Origin of the sequence: Irregularibacter muris (assembly GCF_024622505.1) — a bacterium.
Classification (GTDB): Bacteria; Bacillota; Clostridia; order Eubacteriales; family Garciellaceae; genus Irregularibacter; species Irregularibacter muris.
This window is the reverse complement of record NZ_JANKAS010000003.1, coordinates 58,473-74,613: the sequence shown is the minus strand read 5'-3', so window position 1 is coordinate 74,613 and position 16,141 is coordinate 58,473. Positions and strand designations below refer to the sequence as shown.

At 37.6% G+C, this 16,141-nt stretch carries 15 protein-coding genes; 11 read left to right on the top strand and 4 right to left on the bottom strand.

Going from position 1 to position 16,141, the window contains the following annotated elements:
* Positions 1–9: 9 nt before the first annotated feature.
* The 4 genes from NSA47_RS04750 (at position 10) to NSA47_RS04735 (ending at position 4,950) form a co-directional block, all read left to right on the top strand.
* Positions 10–1,863 carry a PTS mannitol transporter subunit IICBA gene (locus NSA47_RS04750; protein ID WP_257529767.1) on the top strand — a complete coding sequence of 618 codons (1,854 nt, stop codon included), beginning with the start codon at positions 10–12 and terminating at the stop codon, positions 1,861–1,863.
* A gap of 153 nt (positions 1,864–2,016) precedes the next feature.
* Complete coding sequence (gene pfkB / locus NSA47_RS04745) at positions 2,017–2,952, top strand: 1-phosphofructokinase (protein ID WP_257529766.1); 936 nt, start codon at positions 2,017–2,019, stop codon at positions 2,950–2,952.
* Between the two features lie 17 nt (positions 2,953–2,969).
* Positions 2,970–4,241 (top strand): zinc-binding dehydrogenase, encoded by a 1,272-nt coding sequence (locus tag NSA47_RS04740; protein WP_257529765.1) that lies wholly within the window; start codon positions 2,970–2,972, stop codon positions 4,239–4,241.
* Positions 4,242–4,485: 244 nt separating this feature from the next.
* Positions 4,486–4,950 (top strand): C-GCAxxG-C-C family protein, encoded by a 465-nt coding sequence (locus NSA47_RS04735; RefSeq protein WP_257529764.1) that lies wholly within the window; start codon positions 4,486–4,488, stop codon positions 4,948–4,950.
* A gap of 171 nt (positions 4,951–5,121) precedes the next feature.
* On the opposite strand, the gene NSA47_RS04730 is transcribed toward NSA47_RS04735, so the two are convergent.
* The gene (locus NSA47_RS04730) at positions 5,122–6,063 is read right to left on the bottom strand and encodes a TDT family transporter (RefSeq protein WP_257529941.1); all 942 of its coding nucleotides are present in this window, start codon (positions 6,061–6,063) and stop codon (positions 5,122–5,124) included.
* Positions 6,064–6,299: 236 nt separating this feature from the next.
* Between NSA47_RS04730 and NSA47_RS04725 the strand changes: the two genes are divergently transcribed.
* Positions 6,300–7,097, top strand: a complete 798-nt coding sequence (locus NSA47_RS04725) for an HAD family hydrolase (protein ID WP_257529763.1) — start codon at positions 6,300–6,302, stop codon at positions 7,095–7,097.
* A 61-nt stretch (positions 7,098–7,158) separates the two neighbouring features.
* Here the strand turns inward: NSA47_RS04725 and NSA47_RS04720 are convergent, their stop codons facing one another.
* Positions 7,159–8,604, bottom strand: coding sequence for a nicotinate phosphoribosyltransferase (locus tag NSA47_RS04720; RefSeq protein ID WP_257529762.1), 1,446 nt, complete (start codon positions 8,602–8,604; stop codon positions 7,159–7,161).
* Positions 8,605–8,693: 89 nt separating this feature from the next.
* Positions 8,694–10,415, bottom strand: coding sequence for a DNA polymerase/3'-5' exonuclease PolX (gene polX, locus NSA47_RS04715; RefSeq protein ID WP_257529761.1), 1,722 nt, complete (start codon positions 10,413–10,415; stop codon positions 8,694–8,696).
* Between the two features lie 225 nt (positions 10,416–10,640).
* Between polX and NSA47_RS04710 the strand changes: the two genes are divergently transcribed.
* The 5 genes from NSA47_RS04710 to NSA47_RS04690 all read left to right on the top strand — a co-directional run bounded on the left by NSA47_RS04710 (position 10,641) and on the right by NSA47_RS04690 (position 14,732).
* Positions 10,641–12,374 (top strand): phospho-sugar mutase, encoded by a 1,734-nt coding sequence (locus tag NSA47_RS04710; RefSeq protein WP_257529760.1) that lies wholly within the window; start codon positions 10,641–10,643, stop codon positions 12,372–12,374.
* A gap of 328 nt (positions 12,375–12,702) precedes the next feature.
* Positions 12,703–13,023, top strand: a complete 321-nt coding sequence (locus tag NSA47_RS04705) for a hypothetical protein (RefSeq protein ID WP_257529759.1) — start codon at positions 12,703–12,705, stop codon at positions 13,021–13,023.
* A 13-nt stretch (positions 13,024–13,036) separates the two neighbouring features.
* Positions 13,037–13,609, top strand: coding sequence for an RNA polymerase sigma factor (locus NSA47_RS04700; RefSeq protein ID WP_257529758.1), 573 nt, complete (start codon positions 13,037–13,039; stop codon positions 13,607–13,609).
* On the top strand, positions 13,591–14,064 hold the full coding sequence (locus NSA47_RS04695; protein WP_257529757.1) for an anti-sigma factor family protein: 474 nt from the start codon (positions 13,591–13,593) through the stop codon (positions 14,062–14,064). Before NSA47_RS04700 ends, NSA47_RS04695 begins: the two co-directional genes overlap by 19 nt.
* A 5-nt stretch (positions 14,065–14,069) precedes the next feature.
* The gene (locus tag NSA47_RS04690; RefSeq protein ID WP_257529756.1) at positions 14,070–14,732 is read left to right on the top strand and encodes a B-box zinc finger protein; all 663 of its coding nucleotides are present in this window, start codon (positions 14,070–14,072) and stop codon (positions 14,730–14,732) included.
* 27 nt (positions 14,733–14,759) lie between these two features.
* Here NSA47_RS04690 and yyaC read toward each other — a convergent pair whose 3' ends face one another.
* Positions 14,760–15,302 (bottom strand): spore protease YyaC, encoded by a 543-nt coding sequence (gene yyaC / locus NSA47_RS04685; RefSeq protein WP_257529755.1) that lies wholly within the window; start codon positions 15,300–15,302, stop codon positions 14,760–14,762.
* Between the two features lie 155 nt (positions 15,303–15,457).
* Between yyaC and NSA47_RS04680 the strand changes: the two genes are divergently transcribed.
* A complete protein-coding gene (locus NSA47_RS04680; RefSeq protein WP_257529754.1) occupies positions 15,458–16,138 on the top strand; it encodes a fructose-6-phosphate aldolase in 681 nt (226 codons plus the stop codon).
* Positions 16,139–16,141: the final 3 nt, after the last annotated feature.

The following is a 16,141-nucleotide window of genomic DNA, read 5'->3' as shown; positions in this document are numbered from 1 at the left end:
GGGTATAAAATGGATAAGAAAAATAATTCAACAAAAAAGGCCCAAGAAAGAGTACAAAAATTTGGAAGGTTTTTGAGTGCCATGGTTATGCCAAATATTGGAGCTTTTATCGCCTGGGGAATTATTACCGCTCTGTTCATCCCTACAGGATGGGTGCCCAATGAACAACTGGGGGCATTAGTAGACCCAATGATTACTTACCTACTTCCCCTATTGATTGGTTATACAGGGGGACAAATGATAGGCGGTAAAAGGGGAGGCGTTGTGGGGGCAGTGGCAACCATGGGGGTAATTGTGGGAGCAGATGTACCTATGTTTATAGGAGCTATGATCATGGGCCCCTTAGGAGGATATATCATTAAAAAGTTTGATGACGCCGTAGAGGGGAAGATTCCAGCAGGCTTCGAAATGCTCGTAAACAATTTTTCAGTAGGAATTATCGGTGCTATAGTAACATTACTAGCATTCTTGGGAATTGGTCCTGTTGTACAAAACCTTAACCATGTATTAGAAGTAGGCGTGAGAGCAATTGTCAATGCAGGTCTACTTCCTCTAACTTCTTTATTTGTTGAACCAGGAAAAATTCTCTTTTTAAATAATGCTATGAATCATGGAGTTTTAGGACCCTTGGGATTGCAGGAAGCTAAGGAATTGGGGAAATCTATATTCTTCCTTTTAGAAACAAATCCCGGCCCAGGGTTAGGAATATTATTAGCCTATTGGGTGTTTTCTAAAGGGTCGGTTAAACAATCAGCCCCTGGGGCAGTGATTATTCATTTTCTAGGGGGAATTCATGAAATCTATTTTCCCTATATCTTAATGAACCCAATCTTACTATTAGCCGTTGCCGCAGGGGGAGCGAGTGGGGTATTAGTCTTTAGTATTTTGGGAGCAGGTCTAGTGGCTACTCCTTCACCAGGAAGCATATTTGCACTAATAGCCATGACTCCAAAGGGGGGCTACCTACCTGTATTGGCAGGAGTGTTGATCTCTACAGCAGTGAGTTTCTTAGTGGGGGCTTACTTTATTAAAAGAGTCAGTAATAGACAGAATGAAGATGAACTGTCAGAGGCCCAGGAAAGAGTAGCAGAATTAAAGGGGAAACAACCAGAACTATCTGTGAATACGATTGTATTTGCCTGTGATGCAGGAATGGGATCCAGTGCTATGGCAGCTACCAATTTAAGAAATAAGATAAAGAAAGCAGGTTTAGACATCCAGGTAATCCACGGGGCAATCGAAGAAATTCCTGCCGATGCTGAACTAGTGATTACCCATGAGAGTTTAACAGAAAGGGCAAAGGCCAAAGCAAAAAATGCTGAACATATATCCATTAAGGATTATTTTAATGATGCAGCTTTAGAAGGACTTATAGATAGACTAAAGGGAAAAAGCAATAGGAGACAAGAGATTCATTTCTTTGAAGAAAAAATGGATGTTCTTAAAAAAGCAAATATAAAATTAAATCTCCCTTCTGTAACCAAAATAGAAGCCATCAAAATGGCAGGACAGATTTTAGTGGATGATGGTTATGTGGAAAAAGAATATATTCAATCTATGCTTGAAAGGGAGGAACATTTAAGTACCTATATCGGAAATGGTGTTGCCATTCCCCACGGGGCAGGGAGTGCAAAGCATCTTATTAAAAAATCAGGTATTGTCGTGTTGCAATTTCCAGATGGGATTTTATTTGATGAGAACAAGGTTCACATTGTTATTGGTATTGCAGGGGCTGGGGATGAACATTTAAGCATTTTAGCGAATATAGCCTCAACCTTAGAGAATGAAGAAATAGCTGAAGTTTTTAAAAAGACAACAAGTGTAGAAGAAATTTATAGCAAATTTACAGCAGAGGCATTATAAATCTAGATAAGGAAATTGCATGGATAGAATTTTTAGTAGAGATCCTATCATGATGACTATTTATTTTATAGAATAAATGAGAAGGATGATATGCTAAAAATCTATTCTGCAATTTCCTTATTAAAATGAAAAAAGAAGGAGGGGAGGGGACCAATGATTATCACCTTGACTTTAAACCCTGCTATAGATAAAACAATAGAAGTAAATAACTTTACCATCAATCATGTCAATAGAATATCGAAAGTAAGGATAGACCCTGGGGGTAAGGGGATTAACGTGTCCAAGGTTATTCAAAAACTAGGGGGGGACAGTAAAGCCCTTGGAGTATTGGCCGGAAGGTCAGGAGATTTTATTAAAGACCAATTGGATAGGCTAGGAATTGATCATGATTTTATATCTATTAACGGAGAGACGAGAACCAATATTAAAATCGTAGATAGAGAAGAAAATACGAATACCGATATCAATGAAAAGGGACCTCTTTTGACCTTGGAGGATTTACAAAAAGTTATGGATAAGCTCTTTTTTTTATTGAACCCACAAGATATACTAGTGTTATCAGGTAGCGTACCTAGTAATGTGGAAGATGGGATTTATCAGAAAATCATTGCTAAGGCAAAGAAAAGGAAGGTAAAAACCATATTAGATGCCGATGGCTCTCTTTTACGCCAAGGTATTGAGGCTGGTCCTTATCTAGTTAAACCCAATATTCATGAATTAGAAAGAGTATATCAGCAAAAAATCCTAAATACCGAGAAGGCAATAGAATGTGCTAAAAATATTTTTAAGCATGGTGTAGAGATTGTAGTTCTCTCCCTAGGGGGAGAAGGGGCCATCTTTATGACCAAGGAACAAACCATAAAGGTAGGGGGGATAAAAGTAGATGTGATAAGTACGGTTGGTGCAGGAGATGCAATGGTAGCGGCTCTAGCTTTAGCAATTCATAGGGGATACTCCTTAGAGAAAGCTATCAAACTATCTATCGCCACTAGTGCTGCCAGTGTCATGACAGCAGGTACTGAGGCTGGCCATCCTAGGGTGGTAGAGCAGCTAGAAGAACATGTCCATTTGGATATACTCAGATCATAGGAAGGGTGGTTAGAAAGATGAAAACCAAAGCGGTAAGATTATATGGAGCAAAGGATTTAAGGTTAGAAGAGTTTGAATTACCTAAAATAAAGCAGGATGAAATATTAGTAAAGATCATTACCGACAGTGTTTGTATGTCTAGCTATAAGGCAACCATTTTAGGAGAAAATCACAAAAGGGTGCCGAAGGATATTGGAGAAAACCCCATTATTATGGGACATGAATTTTCTGGAATTATTGTAGAAGTAGGAAAGGTATGGCAGCATCAATTTAAGCCAGGAGATAAATTTGCTATTCAACCAGCACTAAACTATAAGGGAAGCATGGCCTCACCAGGATATTCCTATAAGAATTTTGGGGGAGCCTGTACTTATGCCATTATTCCACCAGAGGTAATGGAATTAGGTTGTTTATTACCCTATAAAGGGGAGGCTTTTTATGAAGCTTCTTTAGCAGAACCAATGTCTTGTGTCATTGGAGCTTTTCATGCCAATTATCATACTGTTACGGGAAAATATGAGCATGTTATGGGAATTGTAGAAGGTGGAAATATGGCTCTCTTAGCTGGCTGTGGGCCCATGGGACTGGGCGCCATAGACTATATCTTACATTGTGATAAAAGGCCAAGGCTATTGGTGGTAACAGATATTAATGAGGAGAGAATTGCCCGAGCCCAGACTGTGTTTTCTAAGGAAGAGGCTAAGAAAAATGGCATAGAACTGATTTTCGTCAATACAAAAAATATAGAAAATCCCAGTGAATATTTAAGGGAACTTACAGAGAATGAAGGCTATCATGATGTATTTGTCTACGCCCCTATACAGGAAGTTGTGGAGGATGGAGATAAAATTTTAGCCAGAGATGGTTGTCTAAACTTTTTTGCAGGACCAACAGACTCCAATTTTTCAGCTCAGATGAATTTTTATAATGTTCACTATGCTGCTACCCACGTTGCAGGAACCAGTGGGGGAAATACTGATGATATGAAGGAGTCTCTGGAGATGTCCGCGCGACAAGCTATCAACCCTGCTGTCATGATAACCCATATCGGTGGTCTCAATGCGGCAGCAGATACCACCTTAAACTTACCCAATATACCTGGAGGCAAAAAACTAATCTATACCCATATAGACATGGAATTAACGGCCATAGAAGAGTTTGCAAACAAGGCGAAGATAGATGGAGATCCTTTTTTTACAGAGATGGCAAAAATTATTAAAAGGCATAATGGCCTATGGTCGCTAGAAGCGGAAAAGTATTTACTGGAAAACTATAAAAAGACCATATAGTTTTATATCTAAAACCCCAAGAACTGGGGTTTTTATTTTGATCTAGGAAGGGGATCTTGCCCACCAAGGATCAGATTTCTCAGAGTATTAGAGGGGAGAATGGCTGCTTTCTTCATCCTATCAATTAAAAATTAAGGAGAATTATATCTATCTATACAAAAGTAAAAGGTATAGAAATATTCAATTGGCCTTCCTAGAGGACTTGTCTTAAAATAAATATAGATAAGCTATTAGGGGGATTAAAATGACAAGAGAAGAACGATTAGAAGCCGTAAAAAAGGAAGCCGAAGGGTATTTTGAAAGAGGAGAATTTTTCTGCTCAGAGGCGGTAGCCCAAACCATCAATCACCTATTAGGCAAACCCTATGAAGATAATATTATAAAAATGGCATCAGGATTTCCCATAGGCATGGGTAAGGCAGGCTGCTTATGTGGTGCAGTAAGTGGTGGACAAATGGCTCTGGGAATGGCCTATGGTAGGGTACATGGAGAGGCTATGAATGAGAAAATGTTCCCATTAGCTTCCGGTTTGCATGATTTTGTAAAGGACCAATATGGTTCAACCTGCTGTAGAGTCATTACTAGACAATGGAAAGGGGATAACTTCCAAAGTCCTGGCAGAAAGAAACATTGTATAGAGATTACAGGAAAAGTTGCCCAATGGGTAGCAGAAAAATTAATAGAAGACGGTCAAATAGAAGTAGAATAATAAAAGATCAATGACAGGCTCCCGTCATTGATCTTTTATTATTGGTTGAATTCGGCTATGTCCATCTTTGAAGGCTAAGAGCTTGTAATCCTTTTAGGTTCTGCTAAATTTGTTTTACCCAAACAGGTAACTAGATGAAGCTTTCCTTTGAAAAGCAAAGCCTAAGCCTGATTAAGCTGTGGTTACTTTGGTAGACTTACTTTTAGACAATAGAAAATGTATATATCTAAATAGAACATAGAGGACTAGGGTAAGGGCTAAAAGCTCCTCAAATTTTACTAGGTATTGTAGTGCAGCAATGGACCTTCCTGCATTGGTTAAAAATCCATTGACTAGTTTAATCGAAATAGCACTAATGGCCAAGGGAAAGGTAAAGGCTGAATAACTGGGATAAAACTTTAGCTTGAGCAGTTTAGGCAATTGTATGAGTACCATTAAAAGTGTAAATTGAGACAAGGCCAATAGAAACCCTATTATAAACATATTTTTCTCCGGAAATGAATTTATATATCCAGCTAAACAAAGGCTGGCAGGAGCTGAAAAAATCATAAGGGTAGGCAAGGCAGGTTCTGGGATTCCCTTAACTTTTAATGTTCGATATAGAATGATCGGCAGGAATACTAAATAGCCTAAAAAGCCAAACCAAAAAATTATTTGGCCAAGATAGATCTTGTCGAATACCGGCGCGGTAACGCTACCGACTACTATGCCCACATAGACAATAAACCAACTGGGGAAGACCTTATTTATAGTAAAGCTGAGTACATATTTTCTTGTAAAATGAACAAGTAAAAGTACATGGAATACAAGTCCTAAAATCCATAATCCCAAGGCAAATGAACCCAAATAAGGTTTTATATAAGCTGCCAATAGGATGATTCCCATGGAAAGTGTAGGGAAAACACTGGCAACAACAGGATTTTTTAAGTCTTCAGCAACTTCCCTTGGATACTTGATTATTTTTATGACTACCAATGCTAAAATAATTGTCGATAATATACCAAAAATATTTTTATAAATCTCCCCATAGGATAAAACAAGATTACCTGTGGTGGCTAGGGCCAACATTAGTCCAACTACAGGCAGGGGCAAGTTTTTAATGATTTTATTCATTTCCATCACTCCATTGATATATAGTTTGATCATTATAACACAAGTTCTTCCGAAGGCTAGAGTATCATGGATAGAGCAACAAATCCAATAGAAAAACTCTATAATCAATCCTTATTCATAGGATTTCTTCAATATTTAATAGAAAAAGTTGAAAAGGTTATCACTGAAAATCTATGATAAAATGGGGTATATATAAATAAATTTCAGTATAGAAAAATCTAAGGAGAATGATTTCTATGTATAAAATGGTTGTATTAGATTTGGACGGTACCCTTTTTAACTCCCAAACTATGGTTTCGGAAAAGAACAAAAGAGCTATTCAAGCATGCATGGAAAGAGGGGTAAAGGTAGTCCTAGCGAGTGGACGAATGCATGGCTTTATGATGCCTTTAGTTAGAGATTTAAACCTTCATCATCATTCTCATGTAGCCTGCAATGGCAACACCATATTTACCCATCATGGTCAAACAGAGGATGTAGCGGCAATAGATGATGAGGTCTATCGAAATCTCGTGAAAAGATATAAAAAGGAAAATTTAGAAATAGCGGCTTTTTCTAAGGATTGTATCTATTATGAAAAAGCACCACGGTTGCTGGAAGTCTTCTCTAGAAGCCAAGATGGACAAATTCTTCAAGTGGAAGCATTAGAAGAGTTAACAGGAATATTAAAGATGGTCATATATGTAAGGGAAGAGAACGTACAAGAAGAAAAACGTATAAGGGAGATCACCAAAGAGGATGCCACCATCCTAAGAACCTATCATCTCTTTGTGGATGTGGTAGGGCTGAATGTAAGTAAATATAAAGCCCTGGAAAGATTAATCAAGGAGCAAAATATAGATCCCAAACAGGTCATTGCCATTGGAGACAGTGAAAATGATGTAGAGATGATTACCAATGTAGGATTAGGGGTAGCCATGGCCAATGGCAGTGAAAATCTAAAGAAACTGGCCAAATATATTACCCCCAAAACCAATGATGAAGACGGGGTAGCAGAAGTCATAGAGCGCTTTGTATTAAAGAAAATAAGTTAAACCAAAAACTGACGGGAGCTCCCGTCAGTTTTTTAGGCTATGGCTTAGCCATTTATGAAGTTTAATGATCGCCACGATGGATAAGTTCTTGCTTTAAATTCCATAGCTTTACAGAAAGATCCACATGGTAGATCTGAGGATTGATGAGTCTTTGGTATTCTTCCCAAAGGGTAGACTTTTGCTCCTGGGCATGGGCTCTAATCTGCTCTACACTAGGGGAATTATACACTTTTTTGCCGTTAACAAAGATAGGCACTAAAAGCTCTTTGATATAAAAATTGCTTAATACTCTTTTTTTCCACGTGTGAATAGGATCGAAGATCACCAAAGGTTTATCTTCAGCAATAACCTCATGGTCTAATGCAATTAAATCGGCTAGAGCCTTGTGGGTATCTTTGTCATAAAAACGAATGACTTTCTTGTAACCCGGATTGGTAATCTTGATGGCATCATTGGATATTTTGATTTTTGGTTTGATTTCTCCATCTTCGATTTGAGACAATTTATAGACCGCCCCTAGGGCTGGACAATCATAGGAGGTAATCATTTTGGTGCCTACTCCCCAAAGATTGATGCCTGCTCCTTGCAGTTTCAAGTCTTTGATGAGATGTTCATCCAAGTCAGAGGAAGCAGAGATGATGGCATCATGGAAACCTTCCTCATTGAGCATTTTTCTGGCCTGTTTACTTAAATAGGCTAAATCTCCGGAGTCTAAACGAATACCATATCCTTTTTGAAGGTTGCCTTTTTCCCTGAGCTCCTTGAATACTTCAATAGCATGGGGAATACCTGATTCTAGAGTGTTATATGTATCCACCAGCAGAATAAGATTGTCAGGATTGTATTTGGCATAGGTTCTAAAGGCATCCAATTCACAATTATAACTTTGAATAAAACTATGGGACATAGTCCCCTTAGAGGGAAGTCCTGTTATATATTCAGTTTCTACATTACTGGTGGCCGCACATCCCCCCACAATGGCAGCCCTAGCTCCGAAAAGTCCTGCCTCTGGACCATGGGCCCTTCGCAGACCAAATTCTAGTACGCTATCCCCTTCTGCTGCATAGACCACTCGAGAGGCTTTGGTGGCAATAAGAGTCTGATGATTGATGATGGTCAGCATGGTGGTTTCAATTAGTTGGGCTTCGATTAAGGGAGCTTTTACTCTAATAATGGGTTCATTGGGAAATACCACTGTTCCTTCAGGTATAGCATAGATTTCCCCACTAAAGGAAAAGTTTCTGAGGTATTCTAAAAAATCCTCATTAAATTCAGGATGATTCTCTCTTAGCAGTTGGATATCTTCTTCGTCAAACTTCAGATTTTCTATGTAATCTATTATCTGCTCCAATCCAGCCACTAAAGTATAGCCACTACCACAAGGATTTTTGCGAATAAAAAGGTCAAAAACCGCTATTTGCTCTTTTTTATCATCAAGATAATATACATTGCCCATACTTAGTTGGTAAAAATCTGTTGCAAGTTGTAGTTTTCTCTCAAAAGACATTTTCCGCCTCCAATGTTATAAATTTTGTTTATCAAAATTTTACACCTATAGAGGATATAAAGCAAGGGAATGGTGACAAGATAGATGGATTAATCCCTTTCCCTAAAAAACTTTGCCATACTCTCTGCATCATAATGGTTAATGATATCTTGGGCTTCTAGCCAGCCCTTACGAGCAATGGAAATGCCGTAGTCTATATAATGAAGTCCTGATAATCTATGGGCGTCCCCTTCGATAGCTAACTTTACGCCTAGTTCCTTTGCTCTTTTACAATGGCGCCAATCCAAATCAAGCCGATGGGGATTGCTGTTGATTTCTATAGCCACATGATGATGAGCACAGGCCTTTAAAATTTCTTCTATATCCACTTCATACCCTTCACGGGATAAAAGCAAGCGACCTGTCACATGACCTAAAATTCGAGTATGGGGATTTTTAATGGCTGTAATTATACGCTTGGTCATATCTTCTTTAGACATTTGAAACTGGGAGTGCACGGATGCGATGACATAATCAAAGAGATGGAGAGTGTCATTATCATAATCCAAAGAGCCATCGGATAAAATATCTGATTCAGTGCCTTTAAAAATGGTTATGCTGGGATATTTTTCATTTAACTTATGGATTTCCTGATGTTTTCTATGAATAATATCTTTGGTAAGTCCCCGGGCGTAGGCAGCGGATTGACTATGATCAGAAATGCCGATATAGGAAAAATTCATTTTGATGGCTTCTTGGACCATTTCTTCTATGCTATTATTCCCATCACTATAGTGAGAATGGTTGTGTAGGGTACCCTTGATGTCCTCTCTTGTAATAAGCTTGGGTAATTGTCCTTTCTCAGCAGCTTCAATTTCCCCCCTATTTTCCCTGAGTTCTGGTGGAATATAATCAAGATCTAAAATAGAGAAAAACTCTTTTTCATCTTTAGCTGGAAGGATTGTTTCTTCTTTGAAAATGCCATATTCATTTATTTTCAGCCCCATCTTCTTTGCTCGATGGCGCATAGCTGTATTGTGTTCTTTGCTCCCTGTAAAATGATGAAGGGCATAGGGATATTCTTTTTTCTCTACTAAGCGGATATCCACATTTATGCCTATATTGAGTCCCATACTAGATTTGGTATCTCCTTGTTCATTGGTATGGGCCTTTCGGGGATAGGATAAAAAGTGATTCATGATCTCTTCCCGATCTTCCCTAGCACAGCTGGCTAAGATGTCAATGTCCTTAATGATTTCCTTCCGTCTACGGATACTCCCTCCCAGACTACACTGTATGGTCTTGGGGTGTTTCTCTACCCACTGTAAAATATCTTTTCCAGCCTCAAGGGCATGGGAAAGCAAAAAATGGCCATGATATCTTTTCATCATTTTTATACCCTCTAAGATATTTTGCTGACTTTTTTTGCCGAATCCCTCCAAGTCTAAAAGTCGATTTTCTAAGGCGGCGTATTCCAATTCCCCTAGGGTAGTAATGTCTAACTCATTATATATTTTCATAATCTTTTTTGCTCCCAATCCTGGGATTTTAGTCATTTCCAGTAGACCAGGGGGAATAGAAGATTTTAATTCTTCATAATATGTAGATTGATGATCAAGAACCATTTCCTTAATTTGTTCTTCTAGAGTTTCGCCTATCCCCTTAACCGTATTTAATCTATCTTCGGCTACAAGGGTATGGAGATCATCTTCTAAAGTTTCAATAATTCTAGCTCCATTTTCATAGGCCCGTATTTTAAAAGGATTTTCATTTTTAAACTGCAAAAGTTCAGAAATTTCCCTAAGGATATTGGCAATCTCACTTTGATCCATATAAAGCACCTCCTAAATTCTTTATTCTTAATATACCCATATGGAGAAAAATATCCCATGGAGAGATAGAGGGAGAAAAGAGAAAGAGTATAGAGGATAGGAGAAAAATTTAAGATTTTAAAAAGCTGAATAAAAAGATTAAAAAATCCATACACTCTTAGGTGGAAATATTTTGTAATTGGGGTACAATAGTAAATAAATGAAATTTTTACAGGAGGGAAAATCATGGGTTATATGGATAAATACAATCAATGGATGGAAAGTGAAAATATTGATGAGGCAACCAAGGATGAACTGGAAGGCATTAAAGATGACTTAGCTGAAATTGAAGATCGTTTTTATAAGGATCTAGAATTTGGTACTGGAGGTCTTAGGGGCCTTATTGGAGCAGGCACTAATCGAATGAATAAATATACCGTAGGAGTAGCCACCCAAAGTTTAGCCAACTACATAAATAGCCTAGGAAAAGTGAAGAAGTATGATGGAGTGGCTATTGCCTATGATTCTAGAAACTTTTCCCCAGATTTTGCCCAAGAAGCAGCTTTAGTGCTCAATGGCAATGGCATCAAGACCTATTTATTTGATGGATTAAGAAGTACTCCTGAGCTTTCCTTTGCCGTGAGACATTTAGGCTGTGCAGGAGGTATTGTGGTGACTGCTAGTCACAATCCTCCCCAGTACAATGGATATAAGGTGTATTCCCCAGAGGGAGGACAACTAGTCCCCGAACAGGCAAAAAAAGTTATAGAAGAAGTAAAAAAGGTGGGGGACTTTTCCAATATCAAATCCATAGATAAGGATGAAGCCGTAAGACTAGGGCTTTTTAATGTTATAGGTAAAGAGGTGGATGATGTCTTTATAGAGACCATCAAAACCCAAAGTTTGCGCCAGGAGGTTATTCAAAAATTAGCTGCTGACTTTAAAATGGTATATACTCCTCTTCACGGTACTGGAAATATTCCCGTACAAAGGATTTTAAAGGAAGTTGGATTTAAAAATGTTTATGTAGTAGAAGAACAGGCAAAACCCGATGGCAATTTCCCAACAGTAGAATATCCTAATCCTGAGGAGGAAAAAGCTTATACCTTAGCTCTGGAATTAGCGGAAAAAGAAAATGCCCATCTCATTATTGCTACCGATCCTGACAGCGATAGGGTAGGGGTAGTATTTAGAAATAAAAAGGGAGAATATCTACTTTTAAGTGGTAATCAAATAGGGGCCCTTTTGACCAACTATATAATTACCTCTCAAAAAGAAAAAGGCATACTGCCCTCCAATGGAGCCATCATAAAAACCATTGTGACCAGTGAAATGGGTGCCGATATTGCAAAGTCTTTTGATATACAGGTTTACGACACTTTAACAGGCTTTAAATTCATTGGAGAAAAGATGGAGGAATTTCTAAATACAGGGAAAAATACTTTTATTTTTGGATATGAAGAAAGCTACGGTTATCTTGTAGGAAACCATGCCAGAGATAAAGATGCAGTAGTATCTTCTATGCTCATTGCAGAAATGGCAGCCTATTATTATAGTCAGGATAAAACTCTTGAAGAAATTTTAAATGAACTCTATGAGATATATGGTTATTTCTATGAGGATTTAAAATCTATTACTCTAGAGGGCAAGGCAGGAATGGAAAAAATCAATGACATTCTATCCTATTTTAGAAAAAATTGTCCTATGATATGGAATGGAAAAAAAGTATGCTACGTAGAGGATTATTTAGCCCAAAAACAATACAATCATGAGAGAAATGTAGTAAAACTCTTAGGTTTACCTAAATCGAATGTATTAAAGTTTATTTTAGAGGATGGGTCATGGTTTTGCATGAGACCTTCTGGTACAGAACCAAAGATTAAGTTTTATTTCTCTACCAAAGGAGAATCCATGAACGCAGCAGAAAAAGCAGCCCATCATTTAATGGCCGAAGTAATGACGGTTGTAGAAGGCCTATAGAAGACAAAAAGCAACTAAATAGAATATAATTATAGTGCTATAGAAAATACATATAGTAACAAAATGGAAAAATCTTTGTTGTGTATACAAGAATAATTTATGTTGTTGACTGACACACAATTGTATGTAAAAATTGTACTTTTAAATATTTTCACTGAAGGAATATCATGGTATTATATTACATGAAGTGAACAAATTTTCATTGTTTTATACACACTTTTGCCTATGGGCCTGCACACACCCCATAGGTACTTTTTTTTGCAAAAATGAAGTAATTTAAAAAATACTTACGTCTTAATCAATAGAGAGAAGGGTAGGGGGTGAAAATTTGGAACCTGTTGTAAAGAAAAAAGTAGGAGTCATTACTCTGGCTGTTGGTTTAATTGCCATAGGGAGTCTTTGGACCATTCAAAATATATATCCAACCCTTTGGATACCTAAAGCTGCTCATTTTTGGCCAATACTTCTAATTTTGTATGGAATAGAACTCTTGGTTACAAAGTTTTTGTATGAAAATAAGCAAGGCTTTCATGTTACAATTGATATAGGCATTATCATTCTATTAATATTTTTCGTTATTTTTATGGGGGGAGTATCTGTGGTTCAATCTATTTTACCCCAAATAATAAGAGAGATGAATCTGGGGTAAAGGTGGTGAAATGATGACCTTGGAAGAAAGAATCCACCGAATCCAGCAAGGGAAAAACAGTGAATTTGAATGGATAGTGGAGGAGTATAAAAACAAAATCTATACCCTAGCCTATGGTTATACCATGGATGCATATATGGCCCAGGATCTTACACAGGAAATATTGATGAAGGTGTACCAAAATATTCGTTCCTTTCAAGGGCAGTCCTCTTTTTCCACTTGGCTATATCGCGTGGCTAAAAATCAATGTATAGATTGGATTCGGAAAAATAAAAGAAGAATAGACCATACCATTCTAGAGGATGGGGAGCGGGAGTTTAGAGACCTTAGACCTAGTCCTGAGGAAAAAGCCATAAAGGAAGAAACCAATCAAAGACTTTATGATGCCCTAGGGCAATTGCCAGAAAGATATAGAGTACCCCTAATGATGTTTCATTTTCAAGAATTATCCTATGAAGAGATCGGGAAAGCTTTGGGGTTACCTAGCAAAACCGTAGCTACACAATTATATAGGGGAAAAAAGCTTTTAAGAGAAAAACTATTATCTAAAAAAGGAGATGACATGCCGTGGACTGTACTATTATAAGACTAAATTTAGAGCTTTTCGAAAAAGGGGAGTTAGATGAGCAAAGACAAAAAGGCATGGAAGAACATTTGAGGATGTGCCCGCAGTGTGCGGAAGAACTTAAAGAGATACAGACCATTAATGCCTTATTAGACAAAATAGAGATTCCCCAATTGCCCGACAATTTTACCATGAACATTATGAATAAAATTAATAAGCTACAGGGAACAACCAACAAGACGACAAACCATTGGCAAAATTTTAGAAAATGGGGAATAAGTTTTGTAGCAGCAGGGTTTATCATGTTGCTTCTAAATTTCACATCCCTTGGCACAACAATAGCCACTTTATCAACAAACCTAGAGTATAAGCCAATTAATATAAATAAGATTATGGAATACAGTCCGGCCAGTTTATTGAACAAGGGATTAGAGCAGTTAAATTTGCATAGGGAAAATATGGAGAATAGGGGGTAATTATCATGGAATGTAAAAATCATAGAGATAGAGAAGCCATTGCCATGTGTATATCTTGTGGGCAACCTCTTTGTGAGCAGTGTGATGCCATAGTACTAGGAAAGCATTATTGTGAAAAATGCAAAGACAATGTAGAGACAAGGGAAGCATACCCAACAGAAAAGGGAAAGAAAATAGTTTCCCATGACATTAACAACTTCTTTTGGTTTATTTTATCCCTAGTACCAGGAGCAGGCCATATGTACATGGGGTTGATGAAGCGAGGGGCGATAATCCTAGGAGCCTTCCTCATGGGAGTTAGTGTTATGAATTTGCTATATTTCTTTGACCATATTGGGGGTATGCTGTCCATATTGATATATGTTTACGCCTTCTTTGACAGCTACAACACCAAAAAAGCCATCCAGAGAGGTGAAGTGGTGAGAGATGAGGGGCTGGAGGGACTATCTTTAGAAAATATCAATCTCTATTATGTAGGAATTGCCATCATTGTTATAGGAGTATTTTCTCTTATGAGATCTGTCCTATATGTAGGATATTTACCGGAGATTGTAAGAATTGTTTTACACGGGATAGAAAGAAGTGTAGTACCCATTCTTTTTATCATTGGTGGAATATGGCTGATAAAAAAATCCAAGCATGAAGATGAGGAATTTCAGGAAGAATAAAAAAGCAGGAGTCATCCTGCTTTTTTATTATGTACTTTTAACCGCGGATAATAATCCTTGGGCAATGACCTGAGCCATACTATGTATTAAATAAAGGCGAATTTGGTGAATAGTCAATTCCTCTAAAGGGTTATAGGCATCTACAATACCGATAAGAGAGTAATCCCCCACCCGGGGAAGATCTTTACCTACACCTTTGCCAGGGAAGATAGGTCCCTTTCTCAATTGTATATCCCCTATGGCTTCAAATTTTCCTAGAGAAGCATCAATAGCCAAAAAGGGTAAATCAGGATGAGAGAGTTTAATTTCTGAAAATCTAGTTTTCAAATTCATGGCATGGATAGGATCTTCTAAAGTGCCATATACAGGATAGGGAAAATTATTTTTCATTAACTCATAGCCTATTAAAGGGCCAAGACAATCGCCTAGACAACGATCAGTTCCTATACAAAGTGCCACAAAGGGCCTAGGTAATACTTTTTCAAGAGTGTTTTTTATTGTTTCAATGGCTTGTTCGTGGCAAAAGTGAACTTCTAAGAGTTTTGAGTCATGGAATGAAGATTTAGACAAAATAACACCTCCTTTTTTAACAATATATAAGGAGGTAGGATTAATAATACCTAATAAAAAGTTTTTAATGAATAAATTTATCTGCAAGAGCATCTGTTATAATAAATAGTAAATATACCTATTATGCATAGATAAAATAAGGAGGTCTATAGCTAATGTTACTTTTATTAGATACAGCCAACCTAGAGGACATTCAAAAAGCAGTAGAAGTATACCCAATAGATGGAGTAACCACCAATCCTTCTATTATTGTCAAGGAAAAAAAGGATTTCTTGCCTCTTTTAAAAGAAATTCAGGGAATTATAGGGAAGGATAAAATGCTCCATGTGCAAGCTCTAGGAACAAGGGCGGAGGATATAGTAGAAGAGGCTCACTTTATAAAAAATCAACTAGAGGGAAATATCTATGTCAAAATTCCTGTTATTCCCCAAGGGATTAAGGCCATAAAGATATTGGCAAAGGAAGGCATTCAGACTACAGCTACTGCTATTTTTACTGCCCAGCAAGCCCTTATGGCAGCCAAATCGGGTGCAAAATTTGTAGCCCCCTATGTCAATCGGGTAGAAAATATCTCTTCAGATGGTGTGCAAGTAGTGGGAGAAATGATGAAATTATTTACTCTCTATGGTCTAGAGACAAAGATACTAGCCGCAAGCTTTAAAAATGTTCATCAGGTTCATAGATGTGCCCTAGAAGGCTGTCATGCCATTACTGCCAATATAGAGATTGTAGAAAAACTTATTTACCATCCCTTAACTGATATGGCTGTAGAACAGTTTACAGGGGACTGGCAGGGGCAATATGGTAAAGGGATTAGGGTGAATGACTTAAAATAATCA